Below are 14,696 nucleotides of genomic sequence, written 5' to 3'. Positions count from 1 at the left end.
GTGGACGTGGCGCGCTAGGCGGCGGGGATCACCGCCGGTGAGCGCTTCTGGCGCGGGCCCTGGCCGAGGCGGTTCGACACCGCGAGGACGACCAAGATCAGCACGATCTGCAGCGCGCCGTAGGCGGCCGCCGTGCCGAACTCCGAGGAGTAGATGCGGTTGTAGATCTCCACCGACATCGGCGGCAGGCCGGGCGGGTAGATCACCACCGAGGCGACGTATTCGCCGACGCCGTCCACGAAGGCCAGCAACGCGCCGGCGAGCACGCCGCGCAGCACGAGCGGCAGCGTGACCGTGCGCAGGACCCGCAGCGGACCGGCGCCGAGATTGCGCGCCGCCTCCTCCAGCGACGGGTCGAGCTGCTCCAGGGAGGCGCTGGTCGAGCGGAACACCAGCGGCACGAACCGGACGAAGTAGGCGACCGGCAGGATCCACAGCGTCCCGACCAGCGTCAGGCCGAGGTTGCCGACGCCGGGTTCGTTGAACGCGGTCACCAGGTTCACGCCGATGACCGTGCCGGGCAGCGCCCACGGCAGCATGATGATCACGTCCAGCACGCCGCGCCCCGGGCCCTTCCAGCGGGCGACGACCCACGAGGCCGCCGCGCCGATGACGATCGCGGCCAGGGTGGCCAGCAGTGCGGTCTGCACGCTCACCGAGATCGGCAGCAGGCTCTGCGGCTCGGCGAAGATCCGCAGGTAGTTGTCCAACGTGTACTCGGGCGGCAGCACCTGCGTCGTCCATGCGCCGTCCACCGAGAACGACACGAGCACGATCACCAGCACCGGCGCCAGCAGCACCACCGTGAGCAGCAGGCTGCCCAGCGCGGCGGCGAGCCTCGCGGCGGCGGAGCCCGGCGCGCGGCGCGCGCTCGGCGTGCCCTTCGACAGGCTGCGGTGCACGCGGCGGCCCTGGTACCAGCGCATGCTCATCAGGAAGGCGATGGACACCACCGAGAGCGCCGTCGACTGGGTGGCCGCGAGCGCGGCGTTGCCCGAGGTGCGCGCCGACACGATCTCCATGGTCAGCGTCTGCACGTTGTAGAGCTGCGGCGCGGTGAACGACGCCATCGACATCATGAACGTCAGCAGCGCGCCGGAAACCAGCGCCGGGGTGAGCATCGGCAGCAGCACGGTCCGCCACACCCGCGCGCGACCCGCGCCGAGGTTGGTGGCGGCCTCCTCCAGCGAACCGTCCAGCCCCGCCAGCGCGGCCGAAACCGACAGGTAGAAGTACGGGTACATGGTGAACGCGTGGACCAGGACGACGCCGGCCAGCCCGCTCACCGACGTGCTCGCGGGCGAAATGCCGAGCAGGGCGTTCAGCGTCCGGGGCACGATCCCGGTCTCGCTGTAGAGGAGCACGAACGACACGGCGCCGATCAGCGGCGGCAAGGCCATCGGCAGCACGGCGAACACCGAAAGCGCCCGGCGGCCGGGGAAGTCGAAGCGGTGCAGCAGCACGGCCAGCAGCGTGCCGAGCACGCCGCAGAAGAACACGGAGACGAGCGAACTCACCAACGACAGCAGCAGCGCCTGGCCCGAAGACCCGCCGAACAGGCTGCCGTAGTTGTCCGCGAGGCCGTTCCCGCCCGCCGAGGTGAACGCGGTGGTCGCCATCGGGATGACGACGAGGAACAACAGGACCAGCACGACCGGGATGGCCAGCACGTAGACGAAGCGATCGCCGTCGGAAGCGGGCAACCTGCGGCGTCGCGGCGCCACCGCCGGGGCGCTCATGGCCGCACCAGCCAGGCGTGCCGGGACTCGGGGCGGAGCCCGACGACGTCGCCGGGCTTCGGCAGGCCGGGCTGGTCGGGCACCGCGACCGACAGCTCCAGATCGCCCGCGGTGACCTCGTACTCGCAGGTGGCGCCGGTGAACTCCACCGCGCGCACGACGGCGTCGAAGCTGCCCTCGCCGGCCTCGGTGATCGTCAGGTGCTCCGGCCGGACCGACACCGCGACCCGGTCGCCCACGGCGGCCGCGAACTCCGCGGAACGACCGGCGGCGAACTTCGCCCCGGAGTCCGCCAGCTCCACCACGGCCTGCTCGCCGGAGCTCTCGACGACCTCGGCGTCGAGGACGTTGCTGCCGCCGATGAACTTGGCCACGAAGGCGGTGGCGGGCTGGTGGTAGACCTCGCGCGGGGTGCCGACCTGGTGCAGCTTGCCGGATTCGAGCACGGCGATCCGGTCGCTCATCGCCATCGCCTCGGCCTGGTCGTGCGTGACGTAGACGCTGGTGATCCCGGCTTCCCGCTGCGCGCGGCGGATCTCGACGCGGGTCTCCTCGCGCAGCTTGGCGTCCAAATTGGACAGCGGCTCGTCGAGGAGCAGCACCGAGGGCGAGATGACCAGCGCCCGGGCCAGCGCGACGCGCTGCTGCTGGCCGCCGGAGAGCTGGTCGATCCGCCGGTCGGCGTAGCCGTCGAGCCCCACCGAGGCGAGCGCGGCGGCCACCCGCTCGTTGCGCTCGCCCTTGGCCACCTTGCGCGTGACCAGCCCGTAGGCGACGTTCTGCGCGACGTCGTAGTGCGGGAACAGGGCGTAGTTCTGGAACACCATGCCGGTGCCCCGCTTGTTCGGCGGCGTGGCGGTGATGTCGCGGTCGCCGAACAGGATTCGGCCGCTGGTGGGCGTGACGAACCCGGCGATCATGCGCAGCGTGGTCGACTTGCCGCACCCGGAAGGGCCCAGGAGCGTGAAGAACTCGCCGGACTCGATCGTCACGTCGATGTCGTGCACGACCGGCGAGGCAGAGCCGTAGCTCTTGCTGACGCGGTCGAGGCGAACGGGGATCATGCTGAACTCTCCGTGCTGGGCGAGGAATGGCTTTCCGTGCAAGCGGCGGCCGAGGCGACCCGTGAGTGCTTCGGGGTGCTATAGCGGCTGTTTTGAATGTCGTGGTGTGAGGTGTGGCAGCGCGGGGTTGTTGTCTTTGAAGCGGCGCAGCCGCTTAGCCCACCCCCGCAACTCGCACCGCCGCGGGTTCTCAGAGGTCTTCTCGCGAGGACAGCCCCGACGTGGTGAATTGGTCATTCATGATGTCGGGGATCCCACAGCGAGAAGGCCTCTGAGGTTCCGCTACCCGCACCGCAACGCAAGCTGCTTACAAGAAAATCTTTAGTTCTTGTTCTTGATGTGCTCGCTCCAGTAGGAGATCCACTCGGTCTCCTTCTCGGCGGCCAGGCTCCAGTCGACCGGCATCTCGTGCAGGTTCAGCGGCGCCAGCCAGCTCGGCTGCCCGGCCTGCTCGACGGTCGGGATCTGGAAGTACTCCTCGGCCAGCTGCTTCTGCTTCTCGACGCCGAGCAGGAAGTCGAGGAACTTGTCGGCAGCGGCGGCGTTGGGGCCGCCCTTGACCTTGGCGATGCCGTCGATCAGCTGCGGGACGCCCGAGGTGGTCGCCACCGGCTTGAACGGCGCGCCGGTCTTCTTCTGCTGCAGCATGACGTCCTGCAGGTTCCACACGCTGACCGGCGCCTCCTGCCGCTGGATGCGCAGGTACAGGTCGGTCGGGTTGGCCGCGTAGACCTTCGTGTTGGCGTCGAGCTTGCGCAGCCACTCGTAGCCCGGCTCGGGGTTCTCGCCGCCGTTGCGGGTGATCATCGCCGAGTAGATGCTGCGCATCGTGCCGGAGGCGGCCACGTCGCGGACGACGATCTTGTCCCGGTACTCGGGCTTGATCAGGTCGTCCCAGTCCTTCGGGGCCTGCTCGGGGGTGAGCATCTGGTCGTTGTAGAAGACGACCTCGGCGAGCACCATCTCGCCGACCCAGCGGCCCTGCGCGTCGCGGTAGCGCTCCGGAACGCGGTCGCGCACCTGGTCCGGCACGGGAGCGAGCAGGTCGGCGTTCGCGGCCTGGGTGAACTGCTGCTGCGAGCCGCCCCACCAGATGTCGGCCTGCGGGCGGCCCTTCTCGGCGGACACCCGCTCGGACGCCTCCTGCGCGCCGAGCGTCAGGATCCGGACCTTGCCCTGGTATTCGGGATAGGCGGCCTCGAAGTCCTTGACCACGCTCTCGGCGAGCGCCTTGTCGCGGGCGGTGTAGATGGTGAGGCCGGAATCGCCGCCGGCCGGGGTCAGGCCGCAGCCGGCGGTCACGCCGGCGAGCATCAGCACGCCGGCGACGATGGAGAGGATTCTGCGCATGGCTACCCTTCGCGCGAAGGCTGCGTGGTGTTCGCAGCGGGGGACATCAGGGACGGGGAAACGGCGCCGATGTGCAGCGCCTGCGCGCCCAGTTCGGCGAACACGACCTCGGGCGCGGACGGCGCCGCCGAGCCGACCAGTTCGGCGAGTTCGGCGAGTCCGTCCGGACCGAGTTCGGTCGCGGCACCGGCGAAGACCACGCGTGCCGGGTTGACCACGCACGCGCAGACGATGGCGGCGTAGGCCCAGGCCTCGATGACCTGCCTGCGCAGCGCGGCGACGGCGGGCTCACCGGCCCGGTCGGCCAGTTCGGCGACGGGCGCACCGGCCGATCCACCGTCTATTTCGGACAGCGCCTGCCGGATTCCCGGCACGCTCCAGCGCCGTTCGAACTCACCGCGCCCGCCGGTGTGCGGCGTGGGCGGCAGCCCGGCGGGCAGGAAGCCGATCTCACCGGCGAACCCGGCGGCGCCCCGGCAGAGCGTGCCGCCGGAGACCACGGCGGCGCCGATGCCGTAGCCGACGTAGATCAGCACCAGGTCGTCGACGTCGGCGGCGGCGCCCCGCTCGCGCTCCCCCAGCGCGATGAGGTTGACGTCGTTGGAAACCTGCACGGGCAGCCCGACCCGCTCGGTCAGCGCGTCGGTGAGCGACCGCCCGCCGAGCGCCTCCAGCACGGGTGAGAGCGTCACGGCGCCGGCCGCGGTGGCGACGCCCGGAAGCGAGAACACCACGCGCCCGGGGCGAGGCCGCGGATGTTCCTTCAGCGCCTGGTCGATGACGGCGACCAACCCGTCCAGCGGCTCGTGCGGATCAACGGCGCGGCTGTGCGCGCCGAGCAGCTCACCGGCCAGGTCGACCACGGAAACGTGCGCCTGCTCGCCCTCCAGGGAAACGGCGATCAGCGATTCGGCGGCCGGGTTGAACTCCAGCATCCGCGGCCGGCGACCACCGGAGGAGTCGCCGGCACCGACCTCGACGACGTGCCCGGAGGCCATCAGCTCGCGCACGATCTCGGTCAGCGAAGAGGGCCGGTATCCGGTCAGCCCGGCGAGCTCGGTGCGGGAAACGGGGCCGTGCTCGCGAAGCGCGGCCAGCACCGCATCGGTGCGGATGCGACGCAGGGCCTCGTTCCCGGTGGGCGCCGAACGCTCGTTGACCTCGGACATGCGTAACTTTATACGGCATCCGAAGTAAGTTTCCAATACTTCGCCGCCGCCAAAATCCCCAAGCCCCACAACGCCTTTCGCCCACTCCTGAAAGCCACGAACCGATCACGAGCAGTGACATCGACCGTGTTAGAGCGACTGCTCAAGCTGCAGGCAGCGGCCGTGGCGGTGCAAGCCGTCGTCGCGCTGGCACTGCTGGCCACGTATCGTGACCGGCGGCAGCCCGAAGGTTCGCCGGAACGACAGGCCGTCCCCTCGGCACACCCAGCGTGACGGGCAGAGGGGTGGCCGCGCTTGTCGCCCCGGCCGCCTCTCGGCATCCTGCCGGAACGCGCCACGGCCCTGAAGCTGGAAGGCACCACCTACCGCCGCCTCGGTCGAGGCCGCTCCGCTGCGGATCGTGGTGCGCCCGGAGTGCTTGCGCGAGAGCGCCTACCGCCTGATGGGGATCCCCCAGGAGATCCGGTCCCGTCCAGCGCGCCGGTTGACCGGACCGAGATCTGACCACTGTGGACGGTGGGAGTCCGCGGGAACGATCGCGGTTCGCGGCACGTCGAACGGAACGACGTACCGGTCGTCCGAAGGGAATCCCGCGGTGAAAGACGCTTGGCCTCAGAAGGTTCGCGGCTGGGAGCTCGCCCAGCACGGTCACATCGAGAACTACCGGAAGCGGCTGGCCAACAACGTCACGGTCACCGCCATCTGGGAGAACGAGACCAGCACCGGCACGGTGGATGCGCGCGTCGAGACGTTGGGATTCGGCCGGACGCTGACCAGCAGCCGCAAGGAATTCCGGGACAAGGAGGCGTTCTGGACCGCCGCGCGCTGCGTGGTGGAGATGGCCGCGAACCTCCCCTCGCTGGGCGTGGGAAGCGAGAGCCCCGCCGATTCCGATCTCTGCGAGGAAGTCGCCGGGAACGTCGAGGCCGAACCCGGCACCAGCGGAACCCCGGAAGCGGAACTGACGTTCACCCTGGTCAACGGCCGCACGGTGACGCTGATCCTCTCCGATGACCAGGCTTTCGACGTGTGCGAGCGCATTTACAAACTCGACAAGTACGTGTGGTCCGAGCAGCGCGACGAAGACGAAGACGACGAGTACACCGCCGACGAGGAAGACGACGCCGCCGGCGAGGAAGAAGTCAGCGAGCACATCGTCGACGAGGAAGAAGAGGACGAGGACGTCGAGGTGCCCGACATCAGCGATGTCCAGTCAGGCCCGGACACCGGCCACGACGTGGTCACGCTCCTGGAATCCCGGTTCGGCGTCACCGAGGACTACCTCATGGCGCACATCGACTGGTCGGCCCTGATCGTCGTGGGCGAACCCGCGGTGAGCTCGCTGATCAGCCGGGGCGAGGAGTTGCACGCGGTGCTGCAGCCGCGCTGGTACCCGGTCGTCGTGGACCGGCCCGGCGAGCAGTGGGTCGTGCTGCGCCGGACCGGTCTCCGCTACGCGGGCGCGTGAACTTCACGAGGCAGCCTCGCTTCCGGGCGTAGGTAGGCGGCGTCCCACGAAGCTGATGGTCTCAGCTGGACACCCACTACGGCAGAAACGGACACCACGACCACGGCGTTCGCTGAACGAATCGATTGCGGATGGCACAGGGCAACCGTCAGGCTGCCGTCGTTGTACGCTTCTCTGCCGCCTGCGCGCGGCGGCTCTCCCTGGCGGCGACCAGGCTGGCGTGGCAGGTGCGAAGGATCTGCCGCGTTGCCGCCGTGCCGGGGGACCGGCGGCAACGCGTGCAGGTTACGGCGACCGAACCCGTCAGTTCGTCGACCGCGACCGAGGCCTCGGCCTCACAGTGCCGACACCATCGATGTCCGGTCAGGATGATCACGTGCACTGGCGAGCTGATGCACTCGTGCACCCAGCGCCGGTGGAAGTGGCATGTGATGCGTTCGTGAACCGAGAGCTCCCCGCTCTCCTCTGCCGCATCCTCGAGGATCAGCCTGTCCGCCAGGCGACGATCGCAGAGGTCCGCATAGCGCTGACCGAACCGCAAAACCTCCGTCGCCCCGGACGGGGAAGCCCCCGGGTAGCGTCGGTGTCGCGGGCCATCGGCTCGTTCCGGCCGGGTGCGGACCAGCACCGGTTTCACCTCCATCTCTGTTTCCTTTGGCGATCTTTGTCGCTACGTCGCGCGATCATGACTGGCAGCCGCCGCCCACTGGCGGAACACCTGGTACCCCTTGGGCGTGATCACGACCCTGTGGCCCGGTCCCACGAACAGGCGGTGCGTGTCGATGTTGATCAGATCCGCAGCCCACAGACTGTGCAGGTCGTGACGAACGTCGTCGGCCATTCGTCGGGATAGGCCCGCCACCCAGTCATATCCCAGGGCGGGTTGAGTGAGACCGTTGTGGTAGCAGATCTCGCCTTCTGACACGGCGCTCAGCACCCTGTATCGGGCTTCGGTGAAGGTTACTCGGGGAATCGTGCTCACCTTGATCACCTTGGGCGTAATTCGGGTTGACCATCGTCGCCTTGTCCGGGGTTTCTCCGGGGTCGACGCAAATGACGCTAGGGCCGTAGGACCCACGTCGTCGTCTCACTTTGCGACGGGCGCCCAGCCGCAGCGGCGAACCAAGAGCAGGGCCGATACATCATTGCCGGCCACCAGGGCGATCTTGCTGCCCCGACTGTCGGCAGCGCTCATGACTCCTGGGAGTCCCGACGTCCACCAACGACCGCTAGGCGCTCGATCCCAACAGAGCCACGGGCCACCCGCCAACGGCGCGCATCATGCCGAGATGCCGTACAACTTGATCTTTCGGTAGATGGTCGCTCGCGAGATGCCCAGCAGCGAGGCCGCGCGCATCTTGTCGCCGTCCACCTCGTTCAGCGCTCGGACGAGAGCGTCACGTTCGAGCGCTTCCCAGTTGGTGAGCACTCGGTGAGTGACCGCCTGGCAGGACTCCGGTAGATCTCGCGGTGCGATCTCGCCGGCACGCCGCCTCTTCAGCGCCGCGCGCAGCGCTTCTGCGAGTTCAGTGACGTTGTTGGGCCACAGCGCTCGCTGCAGAATCCGCATCGCCGGCGCGCCACAGGTGACGTTGTCTCTGCCAGCGAGGCGACGCAGGAGTTCCGGAACAAGCTCAGCAATGTCGTCGGCTCGGTGCCGAAGGGGCGGCACCGTGACAGTGGCCGAGAACATCCGCATCAAATCAGCGTCAACCGCTCCCGGATTGTTCGCTGTCGCAACGCCCCACGAGCCACCGGCCTGCCCCTTCACCGAGCTGGCGATCTCCACGAGCTCACGCGCCATTGCCGGGCTCAAGCGGTCGACATGGCGAAACACCAGGGTGCCGCACTCCCCGAGCTCGACGCCCAGGCTTCTCCTCTGATCCCCGTCGGACCGGGTCAGGTCGACCGCATCGACAACGACCAGTCGAGCGGCCGGGAAACAGCATCGGTGGGCGGCCTGGGCGAGCGCAAGCTTGCCCACGCCAGGCTCCCCCGTGATCAACACCCACGACCGTTGCCAACAGTGCTCTTCGACTTCCGAGCACACATTGCGAAACACCGGGCTGCTGCCCTTGAGACCGAGCTGGGGCAGGGTTGGACGCGCTTGTAGCTTGGACTTCCTGATGTCGGTCTTGTGGCTGATCTCGAGCACCGCCCCAGCCCGCTCAGAAGAGAAAAAGATCGGCCGGCAACGCAGAGTCACGTCGTGTCCGCGGTTGAGGGTGGCATGACCGACAGCGTCGTGACCAGAACTGGTTAGTTCGGCCACCTTCTCGCGAAGCAGGACGTGGTCGCTGGGGTCCAGCATCTGGGCTGCCGCCGCGTTGCTGATGACCACATCATTGCTGATCGTCACAATCGCCTTGCCTTTGCGATGGTGGGCCGCGAGGAATTCGTTCAGCAGTACACGCTCGCTCTCACCAGCAAGATCCAGCAGCCGCTGCTCGATGTCCCTGGCCGCTTCCTGGACCAGCGCGCTCATCAACGGCGTCGCGTCGGGACTCTTGCAGGTGACATCAATAATGCCGATTAGTTGACCGGTGAGCGGATTGCGGATCGGTGCGCCCGAGCAGGAAAAGTTCCGCAATGACCCAGAGAAATGCTCACTCCCGAATACGTGGAATGCTCGACCCGCTTCAATCGCCGATCCGATCCCGTTGGTGCCGACATGTTGTTCGGCGTAGCTGAATCCCGGGGCCAACTGAATACGGTCCAACTTCCGGTCGAGGAGTCGGTCGCCAGTGCGGCGCGCGATTACCCACGCGTTCGCGTCCGTGAGTATCACGCTCATGGAAACACCGGACAGCTCCTGTTCGAGGCGGTCGAGCACCGGCTGCGCGGAGCGCAGGAGCCGACTTTCAACATCGATATCGCAGTTGTACGGTGGCCGAAGATCGTCAATGTCGACGCCGTAGGCCTGCGACCTGCGCCAGGATTCCGTGATCGCTCGCCGTACCGCATCCTGGGAGACCTCGCCAACCTCGAAGAACCGGTCGTGAGCAGCCTCAAGCGAGAGGATACCGCGGTCATGCCCCCGGAGCATTAGGCTGACCTCCTTGTCAGCAGTTCAACGTCATCGTATCCGACCGCAATGTGAATTGCATCACATATTGGTTTAGGGGGCAAGCCATTGGTGGCGGGACGCCCGGGGATGTGACGCAGGCACAATAGCGGTGACCATGAGGCTGCTGACGCCCCATGGTCACCGCTATTGTGCCTGCCCCGCCATCATGGCTGACCAACCCCTTGTGGGACCAATTCGCCGCACTGCTGCCCGACCGTTGCGAGTTCGCCCGTGGTCATCCGCTGCCGTGTTCGGCAAGTTGCCGCAAGTGCCGCGATTCGACTGTTCTAATCGGGCTCTGCGAAACCCAGGGCAGCTCATTTCAGGTGTTCAATCGGTGCGCGTCTCGCTCCAAGCGCGGCAAGGTCAACGACCCATCAGATGGGTGTGGTCACGAAAACCCACACACGAACCGCTTCAGGGGCATGATCTTCCGCGGCTGCTGCTACTGCGACATCCGGTCTTCTCCTTCGTCTAGCCGTGAGCACGTTCGGACCCACGTCGTGAGTCGCCTGTGCTGCTGGATGGGGAAAGCTCGCTCTGGACGAGGCGGTCCGACGGCCGTCCGGTCCGTGCCTCGTGCACGGGGCTCGCGGGTGTGCGCTCGGCGTCGACGGTGGATGGGATGGTGCGCCAGGCGACGACGGCTGCGGCGAGGGTGATCGCGGCGGCGATCAGCGAGGTGGTCTGCATGGCCTCGGTGAACGCCTGCCGGGCGGCGTCGAGGACGGGCGAGTCCGGCGGTAGCGCCGCGGTCGCCGAGGCGAGCGACTCGGTGATCGCCTCCCGCTGCAGCGGGTCCAGCTCGGCCGGCAGGGTCATTCCCGCGCGGTAGACCAGCGAGACGATCGAGCCGAGGATCGCGATCCCCATCGCGGCACTGAGCTCGAACGCGGTCTCCGCCACCGCCGATGCCGCACCGGCCTTGCGCGGCGGCACCGAGGAGACCACCGCATCGGTGGCGACGGTCTGGCCGAGACCCACCCCCAGCCCGACCGCGACCAGCGCGAGCGCCAGCCAGACGTACCCGGGCAGGCCCTCGGCCACGGCGACGCCGACCAGGCCGGCGCTGACCAGCAGCAGGCTCACCGCGATCGCCCGGCCGACGCCCAACCGCCGGGTCACCCGGCCGACGACGGCCACGACGGCGATCGCCGACAGCGTGGTGGGCAGCTCCCCGAGCCCTGCCTGCAGCGGGCTGAACCCGCGCACCAGCTGCAGGTACTGGGAGAAGAAGAACAGCAGCCCGACCAGCGCGAACACGGCCAGGAAGCAGGACAGGACCGATCCGCTGAACGCCGGACGTGCGAACAGCGCGACGTCGATCAACGGACTGTCCAGGCGGCGCTGGCGGCGCACGAACACCACCCCTGCGACGATCCCGGCGACCAGCGCGGCCACGCCGGCGAGGTCGATGCCGCTCGCCAAGGTGTGCTTGATCGCCCACACCACCGGCACGATCGCGGCCATCGACAGCAGCGCGGATGCCGGGTCGAACGGGCCGGGGGCCGGGTCGCGCGACTCGGGCAGCAACCACGCACCACCCACGATCAGCACCGCCATGATCGGCAGGTTGATCAGGAACACCGAACCCCAGGAGAAGTGCTCCAACAGCGCACCACCCATCAACGGGCCGATCGCCGCCCCGGCGCCGACGGCAGCGGACCAGATCGCGATCGCGCGGGTCCGCTCGCTCCGGTCGGTGAAGATGTTGCGGATCAACGACAGCGTCGACGGCATCAGAGCTGCCCCGGCGATGCCGAGCAGCAGCCGTGCGGCGATCAGCATGGCCGCGCTGGTCGACAGCGCCGCCAGCAGCGATGCCGCGCCGAAGGCGGCGGAGCCGATCAGCAGCAGGCGCTTGCGGCCGATCCGGTCGGCCAGCGATCCCATGACGATCAGCAGACCGGCGAGCGCGAGGGAGTAGACGTCGCCGATCCAGAGGATCTGGGTCGCCGTTGGTGCGAGGTCTGCGGTCAGCGACGGAACCGCGAGGTAGAGGACCGTGTTGTCGATCGCGAGCACGAACACGGCGATCGCCAGGATCGACAGCGCCGCCCAGCGGCGACGCGGCGAAAGCCGGCACTCACGTGCTGCGGGGGCAGTACTCATGCTCAATACTGTACTGACTAGTCGGTGCAGTTTCCATGTAGTGCCGGTCCCTTGACGGGCGGCGGGAAGAATGGGCACATGGGTCGCACAACCGGACGGACGCCCGAGGACACTCGCCGGCTGCTGCTCGATGCCGCCGCACACGTCATCAGTCGTCAAGGCGTCGGCGCGACACTCGACGCCATCGCCCGCCACGCCGGCGTCTCCAAGGGCGGCCTGGTGTACCACTTCGCCAGCAAGCAGGCCCTGCTCGTCGCACTCGCCCAGGAACAGATCGACGCCTTCCGCGACGCCGTACTCGCGCGGATCACCGACCCCGAGGGCACCCCCGGACGGCTCACCCGCGCCTACGTCCGGGCAAGCCTCGTCCCGCTGGGCGGCGACGAAGCCCTCGAACGGCTCAGCCTCATCGCCCAACTCCTCGCGGTGCCGGAGGTTCTCGACATCGTCAGGGAGGACGAGCGGCGATGGCAGAGCGACATAGACGCCGATGGCGTCCCCACCGCGACCCAGAGGGTCGTCCTGGCCGCAGCCGACGGAATCAGCGCCCGACCCATCTGGACCCCGCCGGACCTGGATCTACCGGCTCGCCGGGAGCTCGAAGAAGCTCTCATCGGCATGATCGACGCGGCCATCTCCGGAGCAGAAGTTCGCCAGTGACACGACATTCCGCCAGGCGAGCACCGGAAAGCGGACGATTCGGGGACCGCGACCGGTCGACGAGCTCACAACGACAGACGCACCCCACGCCGAACCCGTTTCGGGCTGCAGCGTGGGGCATTCGCGCGGACGCCCTGCCTGTCACGCGTGATCAGGCGCAGGCGTCGAGCACCTGGTCCGTGTTCGCTGGAAACTGCTCATGTCCTGTGACTACGCTCATCGGGTGATCGACGCACGCTCCATGATCAGGAGCACGGACTGGGCCGCTCTGCACCACGCATACGGCGATGCCGCAGACGCACCGAACATGTTGCTGGACCTGCTGAGCGAGGATCCGCAGCGATGCGGCGCAGCGCTCGGATACCTCGACGCTGCCGTGCTGCATCAGGGCTCGCTCTACTCGGTCACAGCGCCGGCCGCTCTGTTCGTCGCAGGGATTCTCGACGATCCACGCACGATGACCCGCTGTGAGAGCGCCCTGCCTTGGGATGACCGCGAACGTCCGCTGCGGGCCGCGCTTCTGGACTGGCTCGGTTCCCTCGCCGAGTCGGTCTTCTACTGGGATGAAGACGAAGACATCGACGAAGACGACGAGGACGACGACGAGGACGAAGACGAAGAGGACGAGGACGCGCAGGCGGCTGCGGCATGCCGGGCGATCCGTCGCGACCTCTACTTCGCCGTGCTGCCCTTCCTCGACGATGCGGACGACGCCGTGCGCAAGGCCGCAGTCGGTGCCATGGGGTACCTCATGCGCGCGCCCGAACTCGTCGAGTTCCGGGGCGAGCAAGCCCAGCGGATGCGACGCTTGGCGCACGACGCGACCGTCTCCGAGCGGGCGGCCGCCGCGTTGACCCTGGGCAGCTGGGGTCTCGTGCCGCAGGCATTTCTCGCCGACCCGGACCCGTCGGTGCGCGCCGCGGCCGCGCTGGCGTCGGCGCTGGACCCGGATCCGCAGGCGCTGGCCGAGATCAGGCGGGCTCTGGTCGACCCCGCCGCGGCGGACGACTGGTTCGCGGAGCACCTGCCGCAGCTGGCCGGAAAGTTCCGATTTTCCCTGGTCGAGGCGCTGTTGCGGCGCACGCGCAGCTTCGAGGAGATCTTGCCCGAGGCTCTGGCCATCGCCCGGATGACCAACGCCTACACGGTCGAGTCCGACTGGGGCCCGTTGCTGGAGCGTGCTTTCCCGGCGCGCCACGCACAGGGCCAGGCCCTGACCGCGGCGCAACAGGAATTCCTCTCCGCGATCGTGGACAACGAAGAGTGCTGGGGCAGCGTAGCCAACCCGATGTCCTGGTTCGGCAAAACCGGACTGCCCTACGACAGAGAGTCCTTGCGCGCGCTCGTTTCCGGCACCTAGTCGGTGCTTCGAAGACGGACTCTCCAGCCTGCTGCAGCCAATCGATCAGTCGTCTTGACACTGCCCGGCCGGTGGGCGGTCCCCACCCCGTCCACCGGCTGCGGCAGGAGGAACTCGTGTCAGTGGAAGACCATGTGGGCGGCGTTAACGGTCCCGTCCTGCTTCACCTGGCCGAAGGCGGTCACCTTCTCACCGACCTCGGGAGCGCCGTTTTCGAGCTCGACCACGGTTTCCGGGGTCACGACGAAATCCAGCTCCGGGCCGCCCGGGTGCGCGACGACGGAGAACACGGTCACTTCGCCCCACACGACGTCGACCTGCTTCTCGATCTTGCTGACCTCGCCCTCGACCGCGATGAAGTGCGTCTCATCGGACGGCTTCACCTGCTGGGTCTGGCTCGGGTGGCTCTTCGTGGCCTGGCCGTCCGCGGACGCGGCAACGGCGGTCCCACCGAAGACGAGGGCGGGCAGCAGGGCGAGGCCGGCGATAACGCCGACGCGGCGCGTGCTCTTGGCAGACATGGTTTTTTGCCTTTCGTGTCGTGTGCGCCGGTCCTCGAGGACCGGATGAACACAGCCTGCCCACCCCGTTTGAGCGATCTCGGAGAAGATCTGGGAGAGTTCTGAGAATCCGAGGGCTCGCAGGGAGAGGCGAGCCCGTTCTCGCTGGAGAGCACCGCCCGGTTTTCAGGGAACTCCCAGAATTTT

12 protein-coding genes and 1 pseudogene are annotated in these 14,696 nt (G+C 68.1%); 4 read left to right on the top strand and 9 right to left on the bottom strand.

What is annotated here, in order from left to right:
- Positions 1-14 precede the first annotated feature (14 nt).
- The 4 genes from BLW84_RS15570 to BLW84_RS15555 form a co-directional block, all read right to left on the bottom strand.
- Positions 15-1,739 carry an ABC transporter permease gene (locus tag BLW84_RS15570; protein ID WP_093265983.1) on the bottom strand — a complete coding sequence of 575 codons (1,725 nt, stop codon included), beginning with the start codon at positions 1,737-1,739 and terminating at the stop codon, positions 15-17.
- Positions 1,736-2,803 (bottom strand): ABC transporter ATP-binding protein, encoded by a 1,068-nt coding sequence (locus tag BLW84_RS15565; protein WP_093265981.1) that lies wholly within the window; start codon positions 2,801-2,803, stop codon positions 1,736-1,738. The genes BLW84_RS15570 and BLW84_RS15565 overlap by 4 nt, the downstream gene beginning before the upstream one ends.
- A 321-nt stretch (positions 2,804-3,124) precedes the next feature.
- On the bottom strand, positions 3,125-4,153 hold the full coding sequence (locus tag BLW84_RS15560) for an extracellular solute-binding protein (RefSeq protein ID WP_093265979.1): 1,029 nt from the start codon (positions 4,151-4,153) through the stop codon (positions 3,125-3,127).
- Between the two features lie 2 nt (positions 4,154-4,155).
- Positions 4,156-5,322: an ROK family transcriptional regulator gene (locus BLW84_RS15555; protein ID WP_093265977.1), complete on the bottom strand. Its 1,167-nt coding sequence runs from the start codon at positions 5,320-5,322 to the stop codon at positions 4,156-4,158.
- Between the two features lie 595 nt (positions 5,323-5,917).
- Here BLW84_RS15555 and BLW84_RS15550 point away from each other — a divergent pair.
- Complete coding sequence (locus BLW84_RS15550) at positions 5,918-6,790, top strand: hypothetical protein (RefSeq protein ID WP_093265976.1); 873 nt, start codon at positions 5,918-5,920, stop codon at positions 6,788-6,790.
- Positions 6,791-6,938: 148 nt separating this feature from the next.
- Here BLW84_RS15550 and BLW84_RS15545 read toward each other — a convergent pair whose 3' ends face one another.
- From BLW84_RS15545 to BLW84_RS15540, 3 genes are all read right to left on the bottom strand, one after another.
- Positions 6,939-7,433: a hypothetical protein gene (locus tag BLW84_RS15545; protein WP_245761163.1), complete on the bottom strand. Its 495-nt coding sequence runs from the start codon at positions 7,431-7,433 to the stop codon at positions 6,939-6,941.
- Positions 7,434-7,460: 27 nt separating this feature from the next.
- Complete coding sequence (locus BLW84_RS46195) at positions 7,461-7,772, bottom strand: hypothetical protein (RefSeq protein ID WP_143060959.1); 312 nt, start codon at positions 7,770-7,772, stop codon at positions 7,461-7,463.
- A gap of 297 nt (positions 7,773-8,069) precedes the next feature.
- The gene (locus BLW84_RS15540) at positions 8,070-9,836 is read right to left on the bottom strand and encodes a sigma-54-dependent Fis family transcriptional regulator (RefSeq protein ID WP_093265974.1); all 1,767 of its coding nucleotides are present in this window, start codon (positions 9,834-9,836) and stop codon (positions 8,070-8,072) included.
- Positions 9,837-10,006: 170 nt separating this feature from the next.
- Between BLW84_RS15540 and BLW84_RS50310 the strand changes: the two are divergent.
- A pseudogene (locus BLW84_RS50310) lies at positions 10,007-10,108 on the top strand (IS5/IS1182 family transposase); the annotation flags it as partial.
- A 223-nt stretch (positions 10,109-10,331) separates the two neighbouring features.
- Here the strand turns inward: BLW84_RS50310 and BLW84_RS15535 are convergent.
- The gene (locus BLW84_RS15535) at positions 10,332-11,969 is read right to left on the bottom strand and encodes an MFS transporter (protein WP_093265973.1); all 1,638 of its coding nucleotides are present in this window, start codon (positions 11,967-11,969) and stop codon (positions 10,332-10,334) included.
- 78 nt (positions 11,970-12,047) lie between these two features.
- Between BLW84_RS15535 and BLW84_RS15530 the strand changes: the two genes are divergently transcribed.
- Positions 12,048-12,629, top strand: coding sequence for a TetR/AcrR family transcriptional regulator (locus BLW84_RS15530; protein WP_093265971.1), 582 nt, complete (start codon positions 12,048-12,050; stop codon positions 12,627-12,629).
- Positions 12,630-12,852: 223 nt separating this feature from the next.
- Complete coding sequence (locus BLW84_RS15525; RefSeq protein WP_143060958.1) at positions 12,853-13,989, top strand: HEAT repeat domain-containing protein; 1,137 nt, start codon at positions 12,853-12,855, stop codon at positions 13,987-13,989.
- Between the two features lie 119 nt (positions 13,990-14,108).
- On the opposite strand, the gene BLW84_RS15520 is transcribed toward BLW84_RS15525, so the two are convergent.
- On the bottom strand, positions 14,109-14,510 hold the full coding sequence (locus tag BLW84_RS15520) for a hypothetical protein (RefSeq protein WP_093265968.1): 402 nt from the start codon (positions 14,508-14,510) through the stop codon (positions 14,109-14,111).
- Positions 14,511-14,696: the final 186 nt, after the last annotated feature.

It is taken from the genome of Saccharopolyspora shandongensis (assembly GCF_900106995.1).
GTDB classification, from domain to species: Bacteria; Actinomycetota; Actinomycetes; order Mycobacteriales; family Pseudonocardiaceae; genus Saccharopolyspora; species Saccharopolyspora shandongensis.
This window is presented reverse-complemented; position numbering and strand designations above follow the sequence as displayed.